23 protein-coding genes and 1 pseudogene are annotated in these 23826 nt (G+C 65.6%); 11 read left to right on the top strand and 13 right to left on the bottom strand.

The features are described 5' to 3' along the window. Positions 1 to 380: 380 nt before the first annotated feature. The 5 genes from dld to V5F68_RS03595 all read left to right on the top strand — a co-directional run bounded on the left by dld (position 381) and on the right by V5F68_RS03595 (position 6494). Positions 381 to 2186, top strand: coding sequence for a D-lactate dehydrogenase (gene dld / locus V5F68_RS03615; RefSeq protein WP_394014418.1), 1806 nt, complete (start codon positions 381 to 383; stop codon positions 2184 to 2186). Positions 2187 to 2251: 65 nt separating this feature from the next. After that, positions 2252 to 3859 (top strand): thiamine pyrophosphate-binding protein, encoded by a 1608-nt coding sequence (locus V5F68_RS03610; protein ID WP_394014419.1) that lies wholly within the window; start codon positions 2252 to 2254, stop codon positions 3857 to 3859. A gap of 70 nt (positions 3860 to 3929) precedes the next feature. Next, entirely contained in the window at positions 3930 to 4265 is a 336-nt protein-coding gene (locus V5F68_RS03605) for a hypothetical protein (protein ID WP_394014420.1), read from the top strand. Beyond that, positions 4262 to 4630, top strand: a complete 369-nt coding sequence (locus V5F68_RS03600; protein WP_394014421.1) for a hypothetical protein — start codon at positions 4262 to 4264, stop codon at positions 4628 to 4630. The genes V5F68_RS03605 and V5F68_RS03600 overlap by 4 nt, the downstream gene beginning before the upstream one ends. A gap of 52 nt (positions 4631 to 4682) precedes the next feature. Then, positions 4683 to 6494, top strand: a complete 1812-nt coding sequence (locus V5F68_RS03595; RefSeq protein WP_394014422.1) for a CocE/NonD family hydrolase — start codon at positions 4683 to 4685, stop codon at positions 6492 to 6494. Positions 6495 to 6647: 153 nt separating this feature from the next. Here the strand turns inward: V5F68_RS03595 and V5F68_RS03590 are convergent, their stop codons facing one another. The 5 genes from V5F68_RS03590 to V5F68_RS03570 form a co-directional block, all read right to left on the bottom strand. After that, positions 6648 to 7130, bottom strand: coding sequence for a cupin domain-containing protein (locus V5F68_RS03590; RefSeq protein WP_394014423.1), 483 nt, complete (start codon positions 7128 to 7130; stop codon positions 6648 to 6650). Positions 7131 to 7178: 48 nt separating this feature from the next. Continuing rightward, positions 7179 to 7682 (bottom strand): Spy/CpxP family protein refolding chaperone, encoded by a 504-nt coding sequence (locus V5F68_RS03585; RefSeq protein ID WP_394014424.1) that lies wholly within the window; start codon positions 7680 to 7682, stop codon positions 7179 to 7181. A gap of 49 nt (positions 7683 to 7731) precedes the next feature. Next, the gene (locus tag V5F68_RS03580; RefSeq protein ID WP_394014425.1) at positions 7732 to 8070 is read right to left on the bottom strand and encodes a GCG_CRPN prefix-to-repeats domain-containing protein; all 339 of its coding nucleotides are present in this window, start codon (positions 8068 to 8070) and stop codon (positions 7732 to 7734) included. A gap of 493 nt (positions 8071 to 8563) precedes the next feature. Continuing rightward, positions 8564 to 9673, bottom strand: a complete 1110-nt coding sequence (locus tag V5F68_RS03575; RefSeq protein WP_394014426.1) for a YihY/virulence factor BrkB family protein — start codon at positions 9671 to 9673, stop codon at positions 8564 to 8566. A gap of 407 nt (positions 9674 to 10080) precedes the next feature. Then, positions 10081 to 10575, bottom strand: a complete 495-nt coding sequence (locus tag V5F68_RS03570) for a YciE/YciF ferroxidase family protein (protein WP_394014427.1) — start codon at positions 10573 to 10575, stop codon at positions 10081 to 10083. Positions 10576 to 10971: 396 nt separating this feature from the next. Here V5F68_RS03570 and katE point away from each other — a divergent pair, with 396 nt between their 5' ends. Then, a complete protein-coding gene (gene katE, locus V5F68_RS03565) occupies positions 10972 to 13092 on the top strand; it encodes a catalase (protein WP_394014428.1) in 2121 nt (706 codons plus the stop codon). A gap of 52 nt (positions 13093 to 13144) precedes the next feature. Here the strand turns inward: katE and V5F68_RS03560 are convergent, their stop codons facing one another. Together V5F68_RS03560 and V5F68_RS03555 are read right to left on the bottom strand one after the other, a co-directional pair. Further along, positions 13145 to 13411 (bottom strand): hypothetical protein, encoded by a 267-nt coding sequence (locus tag V5F68_RS03560; protein WP_394014429.1) that lies wholly within the window; start codon positions 13409 to 13411, stop codon positions 13145 to 13147. A gap of 26 nt (positions 13412 to 13437) precedes the next feature. Next, positions 13438 to 13683: a hypothetical protein gene (locus tag V5F68_RS03555; protein ID WP_394014430.1), complete on the bottom strand. Its 246-nt coding sequence runs from the start codon at positions 13681 to 13683 to the stop codon at positions 13438 to 13440. A gap of 398 nt (positions 13684 to 14081) precedes the next feature. Here V5F68_RS03555 and V5F68_RS03550 point away from each other — a divergent pair, with 398 nt between their 5' ends. The 4 genes from V5F68_RS03550 (at position 14082) to V5F68_RS03535 (ending at position 17143) form a co-directional block, all read left to right on the top strand. Next, positions 14082 to 14438 carry a response regulator transcription factor gene (locus V5F68_RS03550; RefSeq protein ID WP_394014431.1) on the top strand — a complete coding sequence of 119 codons (357 nt, stop codon included), beginning with the start codon at positions 14082 to 14084 and terminating at the stop codon, positions 14436 to 14438. A 263-nt stretch (positions 14439 to 14701) separates the two neighbouring features. Continuing rightward, complete coding sequence (locus tag V5F68_RS03545; RefSeq protein ID WP_394014432.1) at positions 14702 to 14953, top strand: hypothetical protein; 252 nt, start codon at positions 14702 to 14704, stop codon at positions 14951 to 14953. Positions 14954 to 15089: 136 nt separating this feature from the next. Continuing rightward, positions 15090 to 16490, top strand: coding sequence for a sensor histidine kinase (locus V5F68_RS03540; RefSeq protein WP_394014433.1), 1401 nt, complete (start codon positions 15090 to 15092; stop codon positions 16488 to 16490). Then, positions 16487 to 17143: a response regulator transcription factor gene (locus V5F68_RS03535; protein ID WP_394014434.1), complete on the top strand. Its 657-nt coding sequence runs from the start codon at positions 16487 to 16489 to the stop codon at positions 17141 to 17143. Before V5F68_RS03540 ends, V5F68_RS03535 begins: the two co-directional genes overlap by 4 nt. 134 nt (positions 17144 to 17277) lie before the next feature. Here V5F68_RS03535 and V5F68_RS03530 read toward each other — a convergent pair whose 3' ends face one another. Then, a complete protein-coding gene (locus V5F68_RS03530) occupies positions 17278 to 17736 on the bottom strand; it encodes a helix-turn-helix domain-containing protein (protein WP_394014435.1) in 459 nt (152 codons plus the stop codon). 441 nt (positions 17737 to 18177) lie between these two features. Between V5F68_RS03530 and V5F68_RS03525 the strand changes: the two genes are divergently transcribed. Beyond that, the gene (locus tag V5F68_RS03525) at positions 18178 to 18708 is read left to right on the top strand and encodes a flavin reductase family protein (RefSeq protein WP_394014798.1); all 531 of its coding nucleotides are present in this window, start codon (positions 18178 to 18180) and stop codon (positions 18706 to 18708) included. Positions 18709 to 18897: 189 nt separating this feature from the next. Here the strand turns inward: V5F68_RS03525 and V5F68_RS03520 are convergent, their stop codons facing one another. The 5 genes and pseudogenes from V5F68_RS03520 to V5F68_RS03500 all read right to left on the bottom strand — a co-directional run bounded on the left by V5F68_RS03520 (position 18898) and on the right by V5F68_RS03500 (position 23789). Further along, on the bottom strand, positions 18898 to 19770 hold the full coding sequence (locus V5F68_RS03520; RefSeq protein WP_394014436.1) for an ABC transporter permease: 873 nt from the start codon (positions 19768 to 19770) through the stop codon (positions 18898 to 18900). Then, entirely contained in the window at positions 19763 to 20599 is an 837-nt protein-coding gene (locus tag V5F68_RS03515; protein ID WP_394014437.1) for an ABC transporter ATP-binding protein, read from the bottom strand. Before V5F68_RS03515 ends, V5F68_RS03520 begins: the two co-directional genes overlap by 8 nt. A 3-nt stretch (positions 20600 to 20602) precedes the next feature. Continuing rightward, on the bottom strand, positions 20603 to 21619 hold the full coding sequence (locus V5F68_RS03510) for an ABC transporter substrate-binding protein (protein ID WP_394014438.1): 1017 nt from the start codon (positions 21617 to 21619) through the stop codon (positions 20603 to 20605). Positions 21620 to 21654: 35 nt separating this feature from the next. Beyond that, a pseudogene (gene ssuD / locus V5F68_RS03505) lies at positions 21655 to 22826 on the bottom strand (FMNH2-dependent alkanesulfonate monooxygenase). A 69-nt stretch (positions 22827 to 22895) separates the two neighbouring features. Beyond that, positions 22896 to 23789 carry a LysR family transcriptional regulator gene (locus V5F68_RS03500; protein ID WP_394014439.1) on the bottom strand — a complete coding sequence of 298 codons (894 nt, stop codon included), beginning with the start codon at positions 23787 to 23789 and terminating at the stop codon, positions 22896 to 22898. Positions 23790 to 23826 lie beyond the last annotated feature (37 nt).

Here is a 23826-nt window from a genome sequence, read left to right as displayed (position 1 = left end):
CCCGGCGCAGGCGGAAAAGGCGGCGGCCATCACCAGTTCTGTCGATGCGGCCCGCACCAGGCGAAACTAGGGTCCGGCCTCATGGATCACAGCCGCGCGGCTCAGCACCGCCGGAACCCTTCCAGAGGCGATCATGACGAAGACCCGCGACCTGACCTGCGCTCTGCTCCGCCGGCACTGCGTCACCGCCATCTTCGGCAGTCCTGGATCGAACGATGTGTCCTTCCTGGAGGACTTAACGTTCGATGTGCCAAGCTCAAGTATATGGTATTGAATAACCATCTTGCAGTTCGGTTGCTCGTAGGAGCGCGCGACCACCAGGTCTGTCCGCTTTCCGATCACGCCAATAGTCAGAGCTTACTTTAAAGGGGACCGGTGCCATGGATGCCGCCTTTCTCGACCTGACGGTTCCGGCGAGTCAAACGGCTGCACGCACGGCCGAGACGGCCGAGGATGACGGAACATTCATCGCGGACCTTGAGGACATCGTCGGGCGCGCGCATGTCCTGACCGGTCCCGAAGCGACGCGGCGCTTTCGCACCGGCATCCGCTTCGGCAGCGGCCCGGTGGTCGCCGTGGTGCGCCCGGGATCGCTGGTCGAGCAGTGGCGCGTCCTCAAGGCCTGCGTCACGGCGGACAAGATCGTCATCATGCAATCGGCCAATACTGGCGTGACCGGCGGCTCCACCCCAGACGGGGACGACTACGATCGCGGCGTGGTGCTCATCAACACCATGCGCATCGAGGGCCTCCACCTCATCAATGATGGCACGCAGGTGGTTTGCCTGCCGGGCACCACCCTGTTCCATCTGGAGAAGGCGCTGGACAAGATCGGCCGCGCACCGCACTCGGTGATCGGTTCGTCGTGCATCGGCGCGTCGGTGTTCGGTGGCGTCTGCAACAATTCCGGCGGCGCCCTGATCCATCGCGGCCCGGCCTTCACCCAGCTCGCTTTGTTCGCGCGGCTGGATGAGGCGGGCGGACTGCATCTCGTCAATCACCTGGGCATCGCGCTGGGCAACGACCCGGAGACGATCCTTCGGCGGATCGAAAGCGGCGACTTCACCGCCGCCGACATCGTCAACGACCCCGCCCGCGCCGCTTCCGACCATGAGTATGCGGACCACGTGCGCGACATCGCGGCGGCGACCCCATCCCGCTTCAATGCCGATCCGCGCCGGCTGTTCGAGGCCTCAGGCAGCGCCGGCAAGGTGATGCTCATGGCCGTGCGGCTCGACACTTTTCCGAAGGAGAAGGAAGAGGTCGTCTTCTACATCGGCTCGAACGACACCGGCGAACTCGAAGGCATTCGCCGCCACATCCTCCAAAGTTTCAAGACCCTGCCCATCGAAGGCGAGTACATGCATCGGGACTCCTTCAATTGCGCAGAGGTCTACGGCAAGGACACCTTCGTGGTGATCCATTATCTCGGCACTGACATGATCCCGCGCCTCTACGCTCTAGAGGCGGCGTTCGACAATATCTGCCGGCGCTTCAGCTTCCTGCCGAAGAATCTCAGCGCCAAGCTGCTACAGGCCTTGAGCCACCTCTTCCCGAAGCATCTGCCAAAGCGCATGACCGACTATCGCGACCGCTTCGCGCATTATCTGCTGTTGAAGATGGGAGATGAGGGGATCGCGGAAGCGCGCGTTTATCTGAAGTCGATCTTTCCTTCGAAGACGGGAGATTACTTCGAATGCACGCCCGACGAGGGCGACAAGGCCTTCCTGCATCGCTTCGCCGCCGCCGGCGCTGCGATCCGCTATCGCGCGGTGCATGACAGGGAAGTGGAAGACATCGTGGCGCTGGACATCGCGCTGCGCCGCAACGACGAGAACTGGTTCGAGACGCTGCCGGCGGAGATCGAGGAGCATCTGATCCGCAAGCTCTATTGCGGGCACTTCTTCTGCCACGTCTTCCACCAGGACTACATCGTGGCGAAGGGCAGCAATTGCGAGGAGATCGAGCACGCCATGTGGAAGCTGCTCGATGGCCGGGGCGCCGAATATCCCGCCGAGCACAATGTGGGGCACCTCTACTTTGCAAAGCCCGCAATGGTTGACCATTTCAAGGCGCTCGACCCCTGCAACGCGTTCAATCCGGGGATCGGGCGCACCACGAAATGCGCCCATTGGGTGCCGCGCGGACAAGCACCAGGAAGGCCCGAGCTGCATTGCGACGGCTGAAGATGACGCCCCCCCGCGCGGGGCGTATTCCCAGAATAAACGGCATGCTCTTCTTGGAGGAAACGATGACGACCCGGACCGGTGGTGAGCTTATCCAGGATTTCATCGAGGCGTATGACATTCCCTTCGTCTTCGGCAATCCGGGGACAACGGAGACCACCTTCCTCGCGGCGGTGGCCGCGTCGAAGGCCACCTATGTGCTGTCGCTGCATGAATCGAGCGCGGTCGGCATCGCTGCCGGCTATGCGCTGATCACCGGCAAGCCGTCCATCGTCAGCCTGCACACCTACCCGGGCCTTGCCAACGGCATGTTCAACATGCGCAACGCGCTCATGTCCGGGGTGCCGTTGCTGGTGATCAACGGGCAGCAGGATTCCCGCTTCCTCATCCACAATCCGGTGCTGGGCGCACCCAATGTGCAACTGGCGGAGACCGCCACCAAATACGCTTACGAGGTGACCCGCACGGACGATCTCGCCGTCGCCCTGCAGCGTTGCTACCTGCATGCGCGGCTCCAGCCGACCGGTCCGGTGTTCCTCTCCATCCCCATGAACTTCATGCTGGAGGAGACCGCGCACACCGCGTTCAAGAAGACCCGCATTATCGAAGATGCGGTGCCGCGCGCCATCGGCGAGGTCGCGGGCGCGCTCAAGGCGGTGCCGGCAGGCAAGCTCGCCATCGTCGCCGATTATGCCGTGGGCGCGGCGCACGGCATCGACGCCGTCAGCCGCATCGCGAGCGCGCTCGGCGCCGACATCTATGCCGCCCCCTTCCACGTGCAGGGCACGGTTGATCCCCTGCATCCCAACTTCCGCGGCCAGCTTCCGCCGACCACGAAGGCGATCAACCAGACGCTGGGCCGCTACCACACCGTGCTGCTGATCGGCGAGAAGGTGGATAGCTTCACCTATGACGGCCTCCAGGCGCTGCCGGCGGACTTGCAGGTCATTCAGATCGCCCCGGCGCCGAGCCAGCTGGGCTTCGACTTTCCCTGCGATATGGCCGTGCTCGGCGACATCCATGCGACTCTGGACGCGCTTGCGTCGGCGCTCGGCGCCGACACGGCGCAAGCAACCGCGCGGACGATCGACGGCGCAGCTCTGGATGCGAAATATCCCGCTACGGGAGCGCACGCGAGCGATGCGCTGATCCTGGCGGTGCTGCGCCATCTCGACCGCTCCACGCACGTCATCACGGAAGGCTCGTCCGAGGACGCCATCGTGCAGGACATGGCGGTGAGCCTCGGCTTCCGGAACGTGCATTTCTCGCCGCGCGGCGGCGGACTGGGCTGGGCCATGCCGCTCGGCGTCGGCATCGGGCTGGCGAGCGGCAAGCACGCCGCCTGCTTCGTGGGCGACGGCGGAAGCTTGTTCTCGATCCACGCCCTGTGGACGGCGGCGAAATATTCCATCCCATCCATCTTCATCTGCTTCGTGAACAACGAATACCGGCTGCTGAAGGACCTGTGGTGCAACGTGATGGGAACCACCATCGCCACCACCCATTTCGTTGGCCTGGATTTCACTGATCCGAACGTGGACATGCGCAAGATCGCCGAGGGCTTCGGCGCGCGCGTCGAGACGATCGACGACCTTCAAGCGGTCGGCGGTGTCCTCTCCCGCGCGCTGGCCCATCAAGGCCCAAGCTTCCTGATCATCGATCGCGAGCCGTGAGCATCGCCGCCACCGCCCCGGGTCGCCTTGGCCCCGGCGGAGCCAACCGCAGCAGATTGGAGGAACGCCCATGTCGGGGGATTTCGAACGAGAGCTGACGAAGCGGGTCTGGAGCGACGATGCATTCGCCGCGCAAGCGGAGCGCGACCCCGTCGCGGCGCTCGGATCCATGGGCGTCGCGGTGCCGGCCGGCGTAAAGGTGAAGATCGTGGTGCAGCGGCGCGACCGGGTCTACTTCACCATCCCGCCCGCGCGTGCGCCCAACGCGCCACCCCCGTCGGCGCCGCTCAACCAGATGGACCTGTGGTCCAGCCAGGGGCTTTTCATCTGGCTCGTACCCGTCGCTGCCAAATTCAAGCTGCTGGCCCTGCGCAATGCGGCCCGCACCGGGGGAGATCAGCCGTGAGCAATGCCGATTTCGTCGAGAAGAATTACGAGCGCATCGCCGCCGATCCCGACTATCGCGCGAAGCTCCTCGGCGATCCTGTCGGGGTGGTCTGCGCCGAGTTCGGATACACGCCGGGCCCGGATTTCAAGATCGAGATCATCGAGCAGGCGGAAGACACCATCGTCATCATGGTTCCGCCGAAGCCCGAGGCCGGCGCGGACCTGGCGCAGGCGCTTATCGCGGTGACGGAGCGGGTCTTCGACCTGCTCTTTTCGTCCGGCATCGGCGGCTTCTTCATTCCGGACGACAAGCAGAAATGGGTGGTGCGCGAGATGCGGCTGGCCGCGCAGAAGAAGACCGGCCTCGACATCTCGCAATTGTAGGACGCGCGCGCCGCGCCTTGGCAGGACGAACCGAGACGGGGGGAGAACGCACATGATTTCCAAAAACGGAAGGCCGGGCTTCTGGAACAATCTCATCGCGCCGAAGGGCGGTCTGTTCGGCGCGCAGCTCGCCGGCTGGACGCCCGGCCCCGCCGCGAAGTCGGGGCTCGGCTGCCGTGTCCTCGCGGACCAGATGATCGAGGTCGCGCCCGCCGCCGCGCTCGCGGCCGATGTCTATGTGCCGAAGGCTCCCGGCCGCTTTCCCGCAGTCATCTGCTTTGGGGCCTATTCCAAGGAATTACAGGCCGCCGGCGTGCCTGCGGGCAACAACGAGACCGGCAGCCCGCCGGTCTTCACCGACCGCGGCTATGTGCATGTCATCGTGACCCGCCGCGGCATGGGCCGCTCGGACGGGGCCGACGCCGTCTATCTCAACGACACGGACGTCGAAGACCACGCCAAGGTGATCCAATGGGCCGCAGCGCAGCCTTGGTGCGACGGACAGGTGGTGCTGTTCGGCACCTCTTATTACGGGCTGACCCAGCCGCAGGTGGCGCGCGTGTCGCCGCCGGCGCTGAAGGGCTTCTTCACCAACGAGATGTGCACGGACTATTTCCGCCACATCGCCATGTTCGGCGGCACGCCGCAGCCGGATTTCTTCGCGCTCTGGATGGGGGCGAACTTCACGCCCCTGCAATTCCGGCTGCACGTGCCGCCGCTTCTGCGCGCGGTGGTCAGCCACATCACCAACTCGCCCCTGAAGCACCTGTGGTGGCCGCAGCTGAAGAAGCGCATGACGCGGATCATGAAGGCCTTCCAGCGGATGACGCCGACCCCTGCGACGCGGTCGCTGTTCGCCGGCCTCATGCTCGACGGCAAGACCCGGGCGACGAGCGTCCTACCTACGGGGCCGTCGGGTGCGCTGGGGGAGATCAAGGTGCCGTTCGTGGTGGTGCAAAATGCCGGCTACCTCAACCTGCACCAGTTCGGCGCCTACGATCTGTTCCAGAATGCCGGCACGCCGAAGGATCGGCGCTGGCTCATCATTGGCCCTGCGACCTATGAGCTGCCGGTCTATGCGTGGCAGCTGGAGGCGCTCGCCTTCTTCGATCACCTCGTCTACGGCGCGGACAATGGCTATGCCGCGCAGCCGCGGGTGCGCTACTGGACCGAAGGGGCCAAGGACTATCGCAACGCGCCCGACTGGCCGCTACCCGGCAGCACGGCACTGCGCCTTTACCCCGCCTCCAATGGCGCCGACGCCGCAACCCATCGCCTCGACCGCGCGCCGGGCGAAGGCGGGACAAACCGATGGGCGGCGGTGCCCCTCGGCGCCATCGTGACGGCGGGCTTCGACGAGGTGGAGAGCCAGCGCCTCAGCTTCGACATGCCGGTGGAGGCGGAAATGGAGCTGACCGGGCCCGTGACTCTGAGCCTCTCCTTCAGCTGCAACGAGATCGACTCCTACGTGGTCGCCCGCACCGGCATCGTCTCGGCGGACGGCGGCTACCAGATCCTCTCCATGGGCGCGATCCGCCCCGCCTGCCGCAGGATCGACGCCGCGCGCTCCACCGAAACGGAAATCGCCATCGACATCGACACGCCCGAACCGCTGGTGCCGGGCGTGCCGGTGACGCTGCGCTTCAGCCTTACGCCGCAGCCCGTGGTGCTGAAGCCCGGCGAGCGGCTCCGCCTCGACATCGCCAGCCGCACCGACCTCCTGCGCAGCGATGTGAGCCACGGGCACGCGCAATTCGACATGCAGGTGCCGCCCTATTACGCGCGCAACACCCTGCATTACGGGCCGGACACCTACATCGAGCTCGCTCGGGCAGGCGAGGCTGGAAGCGACCTTCATGTCTGAAGCCACCCCCGCGCTCGTATCCACGGCGCTGAGCCGATACGAACTGCTGGCTGATCCCCAGCTGAACAAGGGCACCGGCGCCGCTAAGGAATCATGGGTCGGCCCGCCCCGCGGGCCGTGTTTCGGGTCTATCGAGGGTTGGGTGGGCCCACTTCAATCCGTGGGCTGGTCGTTTCGGTTGACGGGCGGTCCGAGGAACTCCACATGCCACTTCTGCCCGAAGGCATTGAGCGCCGCCTGGTCGGGGATGCCGTCATGCATCACGCCGGCAAGCTCGGTGAAGAAGGCCGCCGCATCGAGGGCCGGGGCCATCAGGATGTACTGGCGCGCGGGCTTGTCGGTGACATTGCAGAAGCCGTGCTCGATCCCGCCGGGGATGCTGACCACGTCCCCCGCCTCGGCATAGAAGCGCCGGCCATCCGCCTCATAGAGATATCGGCCCTCGATGACGCGGAAGATCTCTGCTTCGCGGTGGCGATGCCGGGGGGGACCCGCGCCGGGGGCGTTGATGGTCTCGATGAAGCAGAACTCGCCCGAGCTCGCCGCCGGCGGCATGCGCACGAACAGATCGAGCCCGATGGCGGGAATCTTGATGGGTGCTTCGGTTCCTTTCGAGTGAAGGAACGAGATCGGCATGGGAACCTCCTTCAGACCTGCGATTGGCGGCACGATCGTGTGCTGATCCTAGTTTTCTTCCTCGAACAGCCAGATCTCGGCGGTGGGCTGAGGCAGGCCATCGGCGCCTTCGCGCAGCCCAAGGAAGGCGGGGATGCGCCGCTGCTGCGCCGGCGTGAGAGACGCGACGAGAGGCTTCAGCGCGGCCGTCACGGTCTTCAAGTCCCGCGCCCGCAGCGCCTCGGCATCGGCGATGCGGTCCAGGATCTCGACGAAATTATCCGGTGGCGGCGCCTTGGCCCGCTCGGCCCGGCGCTCGGCGGACAATTTCGCCACCGCGCGGATGGCGGCCTCCACCGGCGGCCAGAGCTTTTGCTGTTCGGGATTGAGGGTTATCACGGTCTTCAGCGCGAGAAGGCGCGCTTCGAGCACGGCCTGGGCATCTGCCGCGCTGTAGAGCTCAACGGCGGGAGGCTCCGGCGGCGCGCCGGCGGGCGGGGGCGTCTGGGCCCGCGCGGCCGGAGCGGCGATGAGAATCGCGCCCGTCAGGGCGGCCATAAGGGTGCGGTTCATGCTCAGATCTTTCTTATCATAGGATCTCAGGGGGAGACGGCGTTTGCCGTCACTGCCATCCGCCGCCGGGCAGCCGGCCGTGATAGGGGGTGTCGCGGCAATGGCCCCAGGGCCCATGCCAATAGCCGGGCGGGCAGCCGTTGCCGAAATAGCCGTAGGTGGGGGGCAGGTCGTAGACCCACCCGCCGCCCGGCACGCGGCCGGTATAGGGAGTGTGGCGGCAATGGCCCCACGGCCCGCGCCACCATCCAGGGCCGCAGCCCTGGGCGACCAAGGTGACGGCGGCGGCCGCTGGCACAGAGGACGGGGCAAGGGGCATTGCCGAAGCCGGCAACGCTACCAGCGCGCCGAGCCACAGGCCGGAAAGCAGTCTGAAGATGTGTCGCATGGGATGACTCGCAGTGTGACGTCCCGGACGGTCGTGCAAGCCCGGCCCCTGCCGTGCTGCCCGGCATTTGTTGGTCCGGATGCCCCTGGATTATCCCGCCCCCACCGGGGGCGCATCGACAGAAGTGGTGATGCTCCATTTTGCCTACGGCGCTCCGCCCACTAAACGGTAGCGACCTTCGGCGCCGCCGCTCACGCCGGCGGACCCACCGCCTCGCGCCCTTCCGCCCTTAGGCCAGTAATGCCGGCCTCAGAAGGCGGCATTCGGCGGCTGAGCGCCGGGGCCCTGGCGCCCGTTGCGTTCCGGACACGGGAGGGACCGCGCACCATCGAGATGGCCGCGCCGTTTTCGGTCACCGGGCCGGAAAGCTATCTGCTCGGGGTGCAGCTCGGGCTGGGGCTCGCGCAGCTGCCTCGCTTCCATGTCGAAAGCGATCTTGCGAGCGGCGGTCCTCCGGCCCAGGGAACATGCGCTGGAATGAGTATGCGGATGTCTATTGCGGAGCGCCGACGGTGTCGGCCATGCGCGCGCCTCTCGCCCCCATGGGCAGGGGCGGGCCGGTGGTCGTGTCGACGGCCGTCTGGTGCTCGATTTCCGCATTGAGCTCGGCGCCGAGCAGGATCACGCTGATCGACAGCCACATCCACGTCATGAAGCCGACCACGGCGCCGAGCGAGCCATAGGTTTGATTGTAGGTGCCGAAGCGGCTGACATACCAGGAGAAGCCGGCAGAGACGATGAGCCAGAGAACGGCGGCGACGATGCTGCCCAGGCTGACCCATTTCCAGCGCGCCCGCGCCCGGCACGGGCCGTATCGGTAGATGACCGTGATGACCGCCGCGACGATGACGGCGAGGGCCGGCCAGCGCAGGAGCGAAATCAGCCACTCCGTTCCGGTTTCGAGATAGACCACCTTCAGCAGCATCGGCAGTGCCACCACCGAAGCCGTCGCAATGCCCGCGAACAGAATGGCCGTGAAGGTGAAGCCGAGGGTGAGAAGCGTCAGCGTGATGAAGGACCGTCGCTCCTCCTCCTGATAGGCCACGTTCAGCGCTTCGATCAGCGCCTTGGTGCCGGCATTCGCGCTCCAGAGCGCGATGACGAGGCTGAAGGCGAAGCCGAGGCTCAAGGTGGAGGACCCCTGCGCGATCACCCGCAACGCCTGGTTCCGCATCACCTCGATGGCGCCCGAGGGAAGCACCCAGGAGGCGGCCTCCAGCTGGTCCTGAAGGACGGAGGTGTCGAGCACCAGCCCATAAAGCGAGATCAAGGCGCTGATCGAAGGAAACACGGCGAGCAGGGCATAAAAAGTGACGCCGGCGGCGACGCTCAGCACGCGATCGGCGAAGAATTCCTTCAAGGTGCGCAGGATGATGTCGCGCCAGCCGCGCAGGGGAATCTGCGTCGGAGCGGTCGCGGTGCGCCCGCGCCCGGCTTCAAACCTCCAGGCCCGCGTGGCCGCTGTCTCGCCGCTCCGCGCGCGCGCTCCGGACTCTCCCTGGCTTTGTCCCCTTCCCCACCTTGGCGCCAAAATGACGGCTCCGGCGATCGCGGCCCAGAACACGAGGTTCCCAGCCGTTCGCCGCCAATGCGTCCGCTCCATCCCAACTCCCTCCGGTCCTCTCACACAACAAGGGCGGGGGGAGAACGGTTTCCTCTCTTGCCTGGTCAGAGCTGATTTCTTCGCATTTGGCCGGCGCCGCCCCGGATTGGCGGCATGAGGCCAACGTGCGCGTGCGGCGGCCTTCGCCTGGCGCGGCGGATCCCAGACGGGCGCCAGGGCGTTAAGGGCGAACGGTTTGTGAACTTCCCCCCTCCCCTTTGCCCGGCCCGGACGGGACCGCGGCCGCGCGCGCGGCAGATCCGCTTTCTCACCTACAATGTGCGCCGCTGCCCGCGACACACCGTCCTCGCGAAGGCGCGCGGGCGCCTGAAAACGCCCCGCGCCTTGCGAATTGCATATGCGCGAGGGTGCGCAAGGCACCCGCGCGCGCGTGCCGAAACGGCTGATTAAGCCGCCTTCGCCTTTTGATTGGCGGCCGATTTGGCGAGCATGCTCAGCGTCTCGTCGGTCTTCTTCTCTTCGCCCAGGGTCTGCGCGAAAAGGGCGGCGGCATCCTTGAAGCCGAGTTCTTCCGACCAGCGCTTGAGCGTGCCGTAGCGCGTCATCTCATAGTGCTCCACGGCCTGCGCCGCAGACACGAGCCCGGCGTCGAGCGCGGGCGTGCCCTTGTACTCGTCGAGGATCTCTTCGCCTTCCTCGAGGATGCCTTCGATGGCCGGGCAGGTTTTTCCCTGCGGACGCTTGCCGAGGATTTCGAACACCTGCTGCAGGCGTTCCACATGCACCTCGGTTTCGTCGCGATGCTTCTCGAACGCCGCCTTCAGTTCCGGCAACTGCGCGCCGCGCGCCATCTTGGGCAGTGCCTTCAGGATTTTCCGCTCGGCGTAATAAATATCCTTCAGTGTATCGTGGAACAAGGATTCAAGATTTTTCTCAGCCATTTTCATTCTCCTCAGGTCTTTATTCTACAAGACGCGTATGCGTGACAGATCATCCCTCAGAAGTACTCTGAAAGAATGAGCCCTTCATTTTTCCGCGCCGGCACCTTGGAACAGATCACACCGCCACAAGTTACTCCGGCGACACAGAAGCGGAAGGGAAGCGCCCGATGAGACATTCGTCGGGCACGCCAAGAGGGCATACGTAATTGGTGGACGATCTCAGGATCCAAAAAGGCGATGAGATCGTCCCACGAGTAACGTCCTCTGCGAGAGGCGGTTCCAATATTGCCTTCTGCGATTTCAACCGGCGAAGCCGGCCTTGTTAAGGTCAAGTCTGGCCTGAGGCTCGCTGGATTAACTCAAAGCTACGCAGCCACATTTCACGGAGCAGGTCAGATGGCCAGGAAATCGACCAAGGCAACACCCGGCGCGCAGGCCGAGGCAACACTTCACGACCAGACGTTGCTGCGCGGCCAAGGTGGCGAGCTCCACCAGATCGCGACGGGCGATACGCCGACGCTTACGACGGCGCAGGGCGGACCCGTCGCGGACGACCAGAACACCCTCAAGATCGGCGCGCGCGGCCCGGCCCTGATGGAGGATTTCCACTTCCGGGAGAAGATCTTCCACTTCGATCACGAGCGCATTCCCGAGCGCGTCGTGCATGCCCGCGGCTATGGCGCGCACGGCTATTTCGAGACCTATGACTCGCTCGCCAAATACACCCGCGCCGACCTGTTCCAGCGCCCGGGCGAGAAGACGCCGGCATTCGTGCGGTTTTCCACCGTCGCCGGCTCCAAGGGCTCGTTCGATCTCGCGCGCGACGTGCGCGGTTTTGCGGTGAAGATCTATACGCAGGAAGGCAATTGGGACCTCGTGGGGAACAATATCCCGGTGTTTTTCATCCAGGACGCCATCAAGTTTCCCGATGTCATCCACGCGGTGAAGCCCGAGCCGGACCGCGCCTTCCCTCAGGCTCAGTCCGCCCACGACAATTTCTGGGACTTCATCTCGCTGACGCCGGAATCCATGCACATGATCATGTGGGTCATGTCGGATCGCGCGATCCCGCGCTCGTTCCGCTTCATGGAAGGGTTCGGCGTCCACACGTTCCGCTTCCTCAATGCCCAGGACGAATCCACCTTCGTCAAATTCCTCTGGAAACCGAAGCTCGGCCTGCAGTCGGTGGTGTGGAACGAGGCGGTCAAGATCAACGGCGCCGATCCGGACTTCCATCGCCGCGACCTTTGGGATGCGATCCAGTCCGGCAATTTTCCGGAATGGGAATTGCGGGTGCAAGTGTTCGACCAGGCGTTCGCCGACAGCTTCGACTTCGACGTGCTCGACCCCACCAAGCTCATTCCCGAGGAAATACTGAAGCCCATTCCCGTCGGCCGGCTGGTGCTTGACCGCATGCCGGATAATTTCTTCGCCGAGACCGAGCAGGTCGCGTTCATGACCCAGAACGTGCCGCCGGGCATCGACTTTTCCAACGACCCCCTGCTTCAGGGCCGTAACTTTTCCTATCTCGATACCCAGTTGAAGCGGCTTGGCGGCCCGAATTTCACGCATCTGCCAGTCAACGCGCCCAAATGCCCGTTCGCCCATTTCCAGCAGGACGGGCACATGGCGATGCGCAATCCCGTGGGCAGGGCGAACTACCAGCCGAATTCCTGGGGCGCCGGGCCGCGTGAGGACCCCGTGCGCGGGTTCCGTTCGTTCCGCGAGGATCTCGAAGGCCCGAAGGTCCGGCTGCGGCCGGAAAGCTTCGCCGATCACTACAGCCAGGCGCGGCAATTCTTCAACAGCCAGACGGCCACCGAGCAGAAGCACATCGCCATGGCGCTGACCTTCGAGCTCAGCAAATGCGATAACCCCCTGATCCGCGAGCGGATGGTGGCGCATCTGTTGAATATCGACGAGGCGCTCGGCGCCACTGTGGCCGACAAGCTCGGCATGAAGGAACTGCCCGAGCCGGCGGAGGCGGCCATCGCCCCGCGCGACGACCTGCCCCCATCGCCCGCCCTCAGCATCATCCAGAACGGCCCGCCCAGCTTCGCCGGCCGCAAGGTCGGGGTGCTGGTCAGCAATGGCTGCGACGGCAAGTTGTTGAAGAGGCTGCAGGCCGCCATCGAGAAGGAGGGGGCAACCCTGGAGCTGATCGCCCCGAAGGTGGGCGGCGTGGAAACCGCCGACGGCACAATGATCCCGGCCAAGCACATGATCGACGGCGGCCCGTCGGTGCTCTTCGATGCCGTGGTTCTGCTGCTTTCGGAAGAAGGGGCGGAGCGGCTCACCCGCGAAGCGGCGGCGCGCGACTTCGTGGCGGATGCCTTTGCCCATTGCAAGTTCATCGGCTTCACCGCGTCGGCCGCGCCGCTTCTTGCGAAGGCCGGGGTGGCACGCGATGCCGACGAGGGGCTTATCCCCCTCGATGGGGCGGCGTCGATGGCGAAATTCATCGAAAGCTGCCGCACCTTGCGCCTGTGGGCCCGCGAAACGGCCGTCAAGCTCTGAGCAGGGTGAAGTGGAACCCGAGAAGCGGGCGGCCTGAGGCGCGCCCGTCTCTTTACGGAACTGCGTCGGCCGCGTTGAGCGCCGCGCAGGTGTCAGCGGACCTGGCGCGGTCCGCAGCAGGGGAATCGACCGGCCCGGAGATCAGATCCCCGGGCATGACGATATCCGACAGTCCGGCGATGCCGGGATTGCACCCGGCGCCGCGCTCGCGCCACTGAACCGTATCTTCCCGCGTCCCCATGATGTCGGCGCGCGCCATCTGCGGGAGCGCGCCGAGGATGAGGAGGGCCAGGAGGCCGGTAGGGATCATGAACTTCATGGGAACGATGCGGTGCTTGCGCCCGTTCAGTTCACATCCGGATCGAAAGCCGGGCCCGACTGCGCGTTGAAGGCGGGGGCGTTGGGCGCCTCGGCCCGGGCGGCGTGCACGGCCTTGTGGTGTTCAGCCGGCATCGGCAGCAGGCTCTCCTGGCGCGACACGGCATATTGCTGCTCGTTCTCGGGGCCGATGTACGGGTCGGCGAAGGCGTTGGAAGCGGCCATCACGACCAGGGTGGAAGCAATGGTAAGGGTCTTGGTGAAGGTGTTCATCGTGGTCACTCCTGTTTGAGTGAAGGCATAATATAATTCGCCAGACCCCGGATGAATTGCACCTAGGTTTCTTCTCATGTCTTGTAGTTTATATTCGCAGATACCTTCGTATAGGGCCGGACCGGAAGGCCTTGATGCGCCCGCGCGCGCCCCGCTCCTGCGCCGGTCAGGACCCCCGCCGCGTGGTGATGATGTCTGCCCCTACGTGGCCGCAAGACTGCCCATGGGGAAGCATATCGCGCGCGCTTTTCCGCGTCTTCGGCGCGCTCATCAGGCAAAAGCAAACCAGCGTATGATTCAATTCTCAGGCATTTCACGCCATGTTGCTTTCAGAGCGAGCCGCCCGGCCGAGGCCGGACGATTCTGGCGAAAGGATTAATCGTGTGCCAAACAACCCCATGATTACCATCGTCGATGACGATGACGCGGTGCGAACCGCCATAGAAAACCTCGTACGATCGCTCGGCCTGCGCACCAGCACCTTCGCATCGGCGGACGCGTTTCTGAACTCCGACCGGGTGCGCGATACGGACTGCATCATCACCGATGTGCAGATGCCCGGCATGTCGGGCGTGGAGCTGCAATCCCATCTGCGCGGGCAAGGCAATCGCGTGCCGGTGATTTTCGTCACCGCCTTTCCCGAGGATCGCATTCGCAAGCAGGCAATGGCGGCGGGGGCCATCGGCTTTCTGAGTAAGCCGTTCGACGGCAATGCGATGATCGCCTGCATCGACCAGGCGCTGGCGATGGCGTGATGGAACGCCATCGGCACGCCGGCCTGGCACATGGCCGTGCGGAGGCGCCCCCTGCCCCGTGCTCCCCTTTTGCTTTTCCCATGCCGCGGCGCCTGACAGGCGCCGATTTCATGTGTGCCACGGAAAATCCGGAGCGCCGGAGAACATACCAACGTATGCCTCTCGCCCTCTAAGGCATAATTCAAAGCAACGGGCGAATACTATCGAAGGCGATCCGACAGCGGCATCTTCTGTCCATCGAAACCCACTACGGACATACGTCGATGAACACCCTGACCAAGACCCTTTCCGCCGCCCTGATCGGCCTGCTCGGCGCGACTGGCATCGCTTCCGCCCAGCCGGCCTCCTACGCCGCAGCCGCCGCAGCGCACGAGCGCCAGGTGAGCGAGCCCCAGCAGGACGCCTCGCAGGCCGCGACCGCCACCTACAGCACGGACGCCTATTCGCTCCAGCGCGGCACGGCGCAGGATCACGACCCCCATTGGGGCCCGGCGCAGGACGCCGACCAGTATTGATGCTAAGTCGCCCTTAAGGCAAAGCAGACGTGCAAGACCGGGACAGGGTGCATCCTGTCCCGGTCTTTCCGAACATCAAACGCAGGGGGCCGCCTTGGACGAGGTGGAGGCAAAGCCGCAGCCGAGAAAATGGTTCATGATGGCGATGGCGACGTCGCTTGCGACGGCGATCTTCATCATCGATACGATATCGCCGCTCGATATGGCGATCGCTGTGCTTTACGTGATCGTGGTGCTGTTCTCGGCCACTTACCTGGAGCGGCGCGGCCTGCTGCTGGCGGGCGCGGCCTGCATCGGCCTCACGGTGCTGAGCTTCACCATCATGCACAGCGAGAACTACAATCTCTCCTCCACCATGCGGGGGGTGGTCAGCGTTGCCGCGATCACCGTCACGACCCTGCTCTCGCTGAAGAACCAGCACGCGACGCGCGCTTTGCGCGAGCAGGCGGATCTGCTGGACCTGACCCACGACGCGATCTTCGTCCGCACCGTCGATGATATCATCACCTATTGGAATCACGGCGCGGAGGAGCTGTACGGCTGGACCCGCGCGCAAGCGGTCGGCCAGCGCGCCAGCGCGCTGCTGCACACGGTGTTTCCCGAGCCGCAGCAGGACATCTTCGAGCAGTTCCAGCGCGCGGGCCGGTGGGAAGGCGAACTCGTCCACACCACGCGCGAGGGCGCTTCCGTCGTGGTCATGAGCCGCTGGTCGCTGCAGCGCGACGAGCGCGGGCGGCCGCTGGCCGCCATGGAAACAAACAGCGACATCACCGAGCGCAAGCGCGCCGAGGACGCCCTTCACCAATCCCAGGCGGAACTCGCCCACGTCACCCGCATCACCACCATGGGCGAGCTGACCGCATCCATCGCCCACGAGATCAACCAGCCGCTGGCGGCGGTGGTGACCAATGGCGAAGCCTGCCTGCGCTGGCTCGACCGGGCGATCCCCGATCTCGGGGAGGCCAAGTCCGCCGTGGAGCAGATGATCCGCAACGGCCGGCGCGCCAGCGACGTGGTCGCCCGCTTGCGCGCCCTCGCGCGCCGCGGGGAAGCGGACCGCGTGCCGGTGGACGTCAACGAAGCGATGAACGACGCGCTGCTGCTGGTGGAGCGCGAGCTTTCCAACCATCGCGTGACGCTCGATCTCTCCCTGGACCGGGGCGTGCCCCGCGTTCTCGGAGACCGGGTGCAATTGCAGCAGGTGGTCATCAATCTCGCGCTCAACGCCATCCAGGCCATGGAGGCGGTTCCGGCCGCGCGCCGGCGCCTGCGGGTGGAGACGCGCCGGCTCGAGGGTGCGTCCCCCAACGCGGTGCAGATCCGCATCTCGGATACCGGCCCCGGCGTGGAGCCGCAAAATATTCCATTGCTGTTCAATGCGTTCTACAGCACCAAGAGCGATGGCATGGGCATGGGCCTATCCATCTCGCGCTCGATCATCGAGGCGCATAACGGTCTTGTCGCCGCCACCCTCAACGCGGGCGGTGGCATGTGTTTCAGCGTCACGCTGCCCATGCATGAGGAAACCTGCTCGTGAGCATTCGCCCGGCCTCAAGCGCAACCGCGTCGTCCAGCGAGCCCCTGGTCATCGTCATCGACGACGATGCCGACCTGCGAACCGCCCTGTCCAGCCTGTTCCGCTCGGTCGGGCTGCGGGTGGAACTGTTCGGCTCGGCGGCGGAGCTGCTTGCGGCAAAGCTTCCCGATGTGCCGCGCTGCCTGGTGCTGGATATCCGCCTGCCGGGTGTCAGCGGGCTCGATTTCCAGGCGCAGCTGGCGAAATCCGCGACCGACATGCCCATCATCTTCATGACCGGCCACGGCGACATTCCCATGTCGGTCCGCGCGATGAAGGCAGGCGCCGTGGACTTCCTCACGAAGCCGTTCCGCGACCAGGACATGCTCGACGCCGTCACCACCGCACTCGATGCCGACCGCGCCCGGCGCGAGGCGCACAAGGCGGTCTCGGTGGTGGAGCAATCCTATGCGACGCTCACCGCGCGCGAGAAGCAGATCATGGCCCTCGTCACCTCCGGCCTCATGAACAAGCAGGTCGCCGCCGAAGTCGGCCTCAGCGAGATCACCGTGAAGATCCACCGAGGCCACGTGATGCGGAAGATGGAAGCGAAATCGCTGGCCGACCTGGTGCGCATGGCGCAGACCCTCGGCCTTTCCACAGACGGCAAGTAGCGCCTGCGCGCTCGCCCGGGGGCGGCGCGGCGCGGCGCTTGCACAAGCACAAGTCTTGAGGGCGCAACAGCGGAGGTTCGCCGGAATACTGAGGCGCGCCGCCATGAACGAGCGCGGGTCGCCCGAGGCGGCGCTCAGGTCCCAGCGCGATGGGCGCAGCGCCAGCGATACGGCGTTTCTCCGACGAACCGGCGGAACACGGTGGTGAAGTGCGCCTGGGTCTGGAAGCCCACGCCGAGGGCGATCTGAACCACGCTTTCGCCTGTCTCCAGCAGCAGGCCCCTCGCCCGCGCGATGCGGCGGGCCAGCAGATATTCGTGGGGCCGCTGGCCGGTGGTGGCGCGAAACTGTGCCGCAAAATGCATGCGGCTCAAGCCGGCGGCACCGGCCATGTCGGCCAGGGTGACGGGCTCGGCGAGATGGGTCTCGACATAAGCCACCACGCGCTTCAGCCGCCATTGCGGCAGGCCGCAGCGCTGGCGCGCGGGGACGGCGGGAAGCCCGGCGTCCTCCCGCTTGAGAGCCTCAACGAGATCTCCCACAGGCACGCGGGCGGCGGAGGGCTCGAAAGACGCGTGAACGTGAAGCGACATGGCCTGGACCCCCGGCGTTGAAGCAGCCCTCTGATGCCGGCCGGCGGTGTGCGTTCGGATGCCGTCGCGCCCGAGGGGCCGAAGACAGCCGGGCGATCTTTGAGCCAGCCGGTATGCATCGCTTGGCGACCGGAAAAGGATAGAAGATCGGGCGGCACGCTCCAGTCTACATGGGTTTCGCAGGCCCGATGGTGAGTTTAACCCGCACATACCTTGGTATAGTGCCGCCCTCTGCTTCCAGCCGCGCGCGGGGCGGCGGGCGGTGCCGCTGCCCGTGGCGCGGCCGCGTTCTTGACACAGCGCAAGGCGCCGGGATCGCAAACGGCCGGATGCTGCCGCCCCACATAAACCGCGCCCGGAACATCCCTCGGGCGTGCCGGCAGCGCCGGGGGCGAGAATGCCACAAGCGATCGGGGCCTTGCGATGAACAACCCGCATGCGATGCACATCCTGCCCCTGTCGCAGGTCTATCAGCTGATCGAGCCGGGGCCGGTGGTTCTGCTCACGACCAGCCACAAAGGGCATGCGAATGTCATGACCATGTCGTGGCACATGATGGTGGATTTCAATCCGCCCTTGATCGCCTGCATCGTCAGCAGCGGCGATTTCAGCTTCGCGGCATTGCGGGCGACCAAGGCGTGCGTCATCGCCATTCCAACCGTGGATCTGGCCGCCAAGGTGGTCGCGGTGGGCAATTGCTCCGGACGCGAGACGGACAAGTTCGCCGCCTGCGGCCTCACCCCCCTGCCCGCCGCCCAGGTCGCGGCGCCGCTGGTGGGGGAATGCTTTGCGAACCTCGAATGTGTCGTGCGGGATACCCGGCTGGTGAACGCCTATAACCTTTTCATATTGGAAGTGGTGAAGGCATGGCACGATCCGGCGCAAACGGCGCCCAAGACCATCCATCACCACGGCTACGGCACATTCCAGGTGGATGGCGACACGATCACCCTTCCCTCCCGGATGCCCTGATCGGCGTCTCGCGCTCGCCCAACGCAGCCGGAAGCGGCACACCGGCGCGTGCCGGCATTCATCGCCCGAACTTCGGGCGAAATGCCGGTTTCGTCCGCCGAAAAGCCGCGGCGAAGCGCCAGCAAACCGCTGTTCGTCTACGCTAAGCTATTGTTTCACGTGAAACATTTTTGAGATTTTGCGCACCGCCTAGCGCTGCATGCCCCATTTGCGCACCGTGCGATTTTGCAGGAAGCGGAACACCACTTCCACCAGCAGGCCGATGAGGATGACCGTCACCAGGCCGGCGAACACGCGGTCGGTCAGAAGCTCGTTTCGGTTGCGATAAATGAACCAGCCAAGCCCGCCGGAGCGCGAGGAAACGCCGAACACCAGCTCCGCCGCGATCAAGGTGCGCCAGGCGAACGCCCAGGCGATCTTGAGGCCGGACAGAAGCGAGGGCAGCGCCGCCGGGATCAGGATGAGGGCCACATAGGCCGGTCCCTTCAGCCCGTAATTGCGGCCGACGAGACGCTGGGTCTCTGGCACCTGCTCGAACCCGGTGAGGGCGGCAAGCGCGAACGGCCACAGCACCGCGTGGACAAGCACCAGAAGAAGGCTCGCCTCCCCGAGGCCAAGCCACAGCATGGCGAGCGGCAGAAGCGCGATCGCCGGCAGCGGGTTGAACATGGCCGTGAGCGTCAGCAGCACCTCCTTGACGAAGGGCACGGCGGTGGCGGCGGAAACCAGCACCAGTGCGAGCGCGATGGCGATCACATAGCCCTTCAGCAGAACCGCGATGGAGGCGAGCGCGGAGCGCGCGAGATCCTCATGGGTCAGGGAATCGACGAAGGCCGCGAAGGTCTGGGTGAAGGTGGGAAACAGCAGCGGATTGTTCTGGATGCTCGCCGCCACCTGCCAGATCAGGACCAGGCCGGCCAGGATCACGGCCCGCCGCACCGCCGCGATGCGCCAGATTCGCGCGGCCAGGGAGGGCGTGCGCACCAGCGGCGGGCGAGCGGCACGCGGGCTTTCGGCGGCGGCCAACAGGCGGGCGTGATTGCCGAAATCGGCTTCAGACATGGCGCCCTCCGTCGGCGAACAGCAATGCGTGCACCCGCGCCACCATCGCCTCGAAGGCGGGAGAGCCGCGCTCGGCAAGGCCGAGATCGCTGGTGTCGTAGGTCGCGATGGTGCGGCCGGGATGGGCGGCGAGCAGGTGCAGCCGCGTGCCGATCAGCACCGCCTCGTCGATGGCGTGGGTGACGAAGACCAACGTAAAGCGATGCTCCTCCGCCAGCGCCAGGAGATCCTCCTGGAGGGTGCGGCGCGTCAGGGCATCGAGCGCCGCGAACGGCTCGTCCATCAGCAGCACGTCGGGCTGGGTGGCGAGCGCGCGCGCGATAGCGGCGCGCTGCTTCATGCCGCCGGACAGCGTGTGGGGATAGGCATCGAGCGCACGGGCAAGCCCCACCTTCACCAGGGCATGCTCGGCCCGCTCGCGCGCCTCCCGCGCGCCAAGCTTGCCGGCGACGCGCAGGGGAAAGGCGACGTTGTCGCGCACGCTCTTCCAGGGCAGCAGCTGGTCGAATTCCTGGAACACCACGATGCGGTCCGGCCCCGGCCCGGTCACCTCGCGCCCGCGCATCTGCACCGAGCCGGACGCCGGTTTCACGAAGCCGGCCAGCACCTTGAGGATGGAGGACTTGCCGCAGCCCGACGGGCCGAGCAGCACCAGCCGCTCGCCTTCCGTTACGCGGAACTCCACATCCTCCACGGCGCGCACCCGCCCGGCATCGCTGACATAATCGATGGTGAGCTGGTGCGCCTCAAGCACCGGCGCCGGCTGCGCCAGATGGACCGCGTGCGAGGCGGTTTGGGCGAAGGGCGCGACGGGGAGAGATATAGCCATCTCTCAGCTCCCGGACGCCGTGTGCAGCTCTTCGAAGGTGAAGTCCTTCCAGCTCGTCGGCTTGGCCTTGATGGCGCCGATGCGATTGAGGAAATCCGCGAACTTGCCGGTTCCCAGGGGCACCAGGGTGTATTGCACCTCGGGATCGGAGAGCACCTCCGCGACGAAGGCCGGATCCAGCTTGGATTGTTCCTGCTTCACATAGATCTGGGCCGCCTCGGCCTTGTTGGCCTCCACCCAGCGGGTCGCCTCCTCGAACGCGTCGAAGAAGGCCTTGTAGGTCTTCGGATTTTCGGTGCGGAACTTGACCGTGCTGTAAGCGACCGTCGGCGTCGCCGGCCCGCCCAGCACGTCGTAGGAGGAAAATACCTTGTGGATCTTCGGATCCTTCAGCGCTTGGTTCTGGAACGGGGCGTTGGAGAGATATCCGGTGATTTCCGTCCCCCCGGCGATCAGCGCCGCAGTGGCGTCGGGATGGGGCAGCGTCACCATCAGATCGTCCAGCTTCTTGGCATTGCCGGGGCCGAAGGCCTGCTCCGCCGCCATCTGGAGAATGCGCGCCTGAACCGAGACGCCGGCCACCGGCATCGCGATCTTGTCCTTGGCCGTGAGGTCCTTGATGGTCTTCACGTTGGGATTGCTGGTGAGCAGGTAATTGGGCTGCGCGCCGAACGCGCCGATGATCTTCACCTCCTGCGGCGTTCCCCGGGTGCGATCCCACAGGGTGAGGAAGGGGCCAATGCCGGCGGAGGCGACATCGATATTGCCCGCCAGCAGCGCGTCATTCACCGCCGAGCCGCCCGAGAGGCGGGTCCAATCCACCGTGATGTCGATGCCCAGCGCCTTGCCGTGCTTCTCGATCAGGCCCTTTTCGCGCAACACGTGAAACGGCGTGTAGAGGGTACCGAACTGCTGGGCGATGCGCAGCGTCCCTTCGGCGCGGGCCGGCAGCGCGGCGACGGCCGCGCCCATCAGCAAGCCGGCGGCGGCAAGACGCGCGAAGGCGCTCGGTTTGGTCATGTCATTCTCCTGATGTGTGTCGACGCCGGCCCGGCTCAGGAAACGGCGGAAATCCGCCGCTCCGCGATATGGGACCCGACGGCAAATTCGTTGACGATGTCGCCGGAAACCTTGCGGCGGCGGCCGTCGATGCCGAGCTCGGGGAACAGCAGCTCCGCCACCCGATAGGCTTCCTCCAGGTGCGGATAGCCCGAGCCGATGAAGGTCTCGATGCCGATCGCCTGGTATTCGCGCAGGCGCGCTGCAACGCTTTTCGGATCACCCACGAGAGCGGTACCGGCACCGCGCCGAACGAGGCCGATGCCGGCCCAGAGGTTCGGCGCGATCTCCAGCCGGTCGCGGCGGCCGCCGTGCAGCGCCGCCATGCGGGCCTGCCCGACCGAATCCATCTCGCTCGCAAAACGCTTCTGCGCGGCGGCGATCTGCTCGTCCGAAATGCGCGAGATCAGCTTGTCGGCCGCCGCCCAGGCCTCGTCCTCGCTCTCCCGCACGATGAAGTGCAGGCGCATGCCGAATTTCAATTTGCGCCCGCGCTTGGCCGCGCGCGCCTTCACGTCGGCGATCTTCTCGGCGAGCAGGTGAACCGGCTCGCCCCAGCTGAGATAGACGTCCACATGATCCCCCGCGACCGCGTGGCCGGCGTCGGAGGAGCCGCCGAAATAGAGCGGCGGGTGGGGCTGCTGCACCAACGGAAAATCGAGCCGGCCATGCTCGACACGATAATATTTGCCGGAGAAATCCACCGCCCGCCCCGACATCAGCTCGCGCCAGATGGTGAGAAACTCGTCCGCCTGCCGGTAGCGCTCATCGTGGGAGAGGAAGACGCCGTCGGCCGCCAGTTCGGCGGGATGCCGCCGACCACCACATTCAGCAGCAGCCGCCCGTCGCTCAGCCGATCGAGCGCGGCGGTCTGGCGTGCGGCGAAGGCGGGAGAGGTGACGCCGGGGCGCAGCGCCACCAGGAATTTCAAACGTTCGGTGGCGGTGGCGAGACCGGCGGCGGTGATCCAGCTGTCCTCGCAGCTCTGCCCCGTGGGCAGCAGCACGCCTTTGAAACCGAGGCGGTCCACCGCCTGCGCGACCTCTCGAAAATAGGCAAATTCCGGCGGGCGCTGACGCGTCTCCGACCCGAGATAGGCTCCATCCCCGTGCGTCGGGATGAACCAGAAGAAATTGAGAGCGTCGCCACTCTGGAAAGCGGTGCCCATGGGACCTCCGTGATGCTTCCAGACAGGGTGGCGTGATGATCTACATTATGTCAATTGATTTTATATACATTACGCTCGTGAATTTGTGGAATTGGCCCTGAGCGTCGTAAGAAAGGCGTCGCACGCGGCTGACCGAAAGCCGCGTCGGCGGATCAGGAGGGTGGGAACCGAAGCCAGGGGCTGGCAGCTGACGCTCGCCATCTGAGGTTGAAGCTCAAGTACGGAGCGCGGCACCACGCCAAGACATCCGCCTGCCGCGATGCAGGCGAGGATGGCGTGGTAGGAGCGCAGCTCCAGCGGCCGCAATTCACGCTCGCCCAACCCGGAACGGGCGAGCCAAGTCTCGACGATCCGACGATAGGTGCATCCCGCCTCCAGCGCTGCGAGCCGGTTTACGGCAACATCATCCGCCGTGCGCACCGGGGGATGGCGAGCCGGGAGCACCAGCATCAGCTCTTCCTCGAACACCGGGATGCAATCCAATTCCGCGATCAGCGTCGGGTCGTGCCCCTCCTCCCCGGGCATCCGAGCCACCAGGGCACAATCAAGACGATGCTCGAGCACATCGGCCACCAGGGCCCGGCTGGTGCCCGTCTTCAATTCCAGGTCCACCTCCGGCCAGGTGCGATGGAAGTCGGCGAGCGGGGCCGGCAGGCGGCTCGCCGCCGTGCTCTCCATGGTGCCGATCCTGAGCCGACCCGTGGGAAGGTCGGGGGTCAGCGCGGCGCGCGCCTCGGCGCCGAGCGAGAGAATGCGCCGCGCAAAATCGAGATAGGTCCCGCCCTCGGCAGTGAGATCCATGCGCTTGCCCGCGCGCAGGAACAGAGCGGTGCCGAGATCATCCTCCAGCTGGCGCAGGCGGGTCGTCACGTTGGAGGGCACGCGCCCGAGCCGCTCAGCGGCCCGCGTCACGCTGCGCGCCTCGGCCACCGCCACAAAGATCTCAAGGGTTGAAAAATCCAAGGCCGACGATCCGCTTGATCTGATTTTGAGAATGATT

Origin of the sequence: Roseixanthobacter pseudopolyaromaticivorans (assembly GCF_043195145.2) — a bacterium.
Lineage (GTDB): Bacteria > Pseudomonadota > Alphaproteobacteria > Rhizobiales > Xanthobacteraceae > NCEH01.
The sequence above is the reverse complement of the archived record's forward strand: the minus strand, read 5'-3'. Positions and strand labels throughout refer to the sequence as shown.

Bases quoted from the DNA above. Each gene is read 5' to 3' on its own strand.
- V5F68_RS03575 (WP_394014426.1), bottom strand. From the start codon at position 9,673: ATGGAGCGGACGCATTGGCGGCGAACGGCTGGGAACCTCGTGTTCTGG.
- V5F68_RS03595 (WP_394014422.1), top strand. From the start codon at position 4,683: ATGATTTCCAAAAACGGAAGGCCGGGCTTCTGGAACAATCTCATCGCG.
- V5F68_RS03530 (WP_394014435.1), bottom strand. From the start codon at position 17,736: ATGTCGCTTCACGTTCACGCGTCTTTCGAGCCCTCCGCCGCCCGCGTG.
- V5F68_RS03520 (WP_394014436.1), bottom strand. From the start codon at position 19,770: ATGTCTGAAGCCGATTTCGGCAATCACGCCCGCCTGTTGGCCGCCGCC.
- V5F68_RS03570 (WP_394014427.1), bottom strand. From the start codon at position 10,575: ATGGCTGAGAAAAATCTTGAATCCTTGTTCCACGATACACTGAAGGAT.
- V5F68_RS03510 (WP_394014438.1), bottom strand. From the start codon at position 21,619: ATGACCAAACCGAGCGCCTTCGCGCGTCTTGCCGCCGCCGGCTTGCTG.
- V5F68_RS03545 (WP_394014432.1), top strand. From the start codon at position 14,702: ATGAACACCCTGACCAAGACCCTTTCCGCCGCCCTGATCGGCCTGCTC.
- V5F68_RS03550 (WP_394014431.1), top strand. From the start codon at position 14,082: ATGATTACCATCGTCGATGACGATGACGCGGTGCGAACCGCCATAGAA.
- V5F68_RS03610 (WP_394014419.1), top strand. From the start codon at position 2,252: ATGACGACCCGGACCGGTGGTGAGCTTATCCAGGATTTCATCGAGGCG.
- V5F68_RS03560 (WP_394014429.1), bottom strand. From the start codon at position 13,411: ATGAAGTTCATGATCCCTACCGGCCTCCTGGCCCTCCTCATCCTCGGC.
- V5F68_RS03555 (WP_394014430.1), bottom strand. From the start codon at position 13,683: ATGAACACCTTCACCAAGACCCTTACCATTGCTTCCACCCTGGTCGTG.
- katE (WP_394014428.1), top strand. From the start codon at position 10,972: ATGGCCAGGAAATCGACCAAGGCAACACCCGGCGCGCAGGCCGAGGCA.
- V5F68_RS03540 (WP_394014433.1), top strand. From the start codon at position 15,090: ATGATGGCGATGGCGACGTCGCTTGCGACGGCGATCTTCATCATCGAT.
- V5F68_RS03580 (WP_394014425.1), bottom strand. From the start codon at position 8,070: ATGCGACACATCTTCAGACTGCTTTCCGGCCTGTGGCTCGGCGCGCTG.
- V5F68_RS03590 (WP_394014423.1), bottom strand. From the start codon at position 7,130: ATGCCGATCTCGTTCCTTCACTCGAAAGGAACCGAAGCACCCATCAAG.
- dld (WP_394014418.1), top strand. From the start codon at position 381: ATGGATGCCGCCTTTCTCGACCTGACGGTTCCGGCGAGTCAAACGGCT.
- V5F68_RS03525 (WP_394014798.1), top strand. From the start codon at position 18,178: ATGCACATCCTGCCCCTGTCGCAGGTCTATCAGCTGATCGAGCCGGGG.
- V5F68_RS03585 (WP_394014424.1), bottom strand. From the start codon at position 7,682: ATGAACCGCACCCTTATGGCCGCCCTGACGGGCGCGATTCTCATCGCC.
- V5F68_RS03605 (WP_394014420.1), top strand. From the start codon at position 3,930: ATGTCGGGGGATTTCGAACGAGAGCTGACGAAGCGGGTCTGGAGCGAC.
- V5F68_RS03515 (WP_394014437.1), bottom strand. From the start codon at position 20,599: ATGGCTATATCTCTCCCCGTCGCGCCCTTCGCCCAAACCGCCTCGCAC.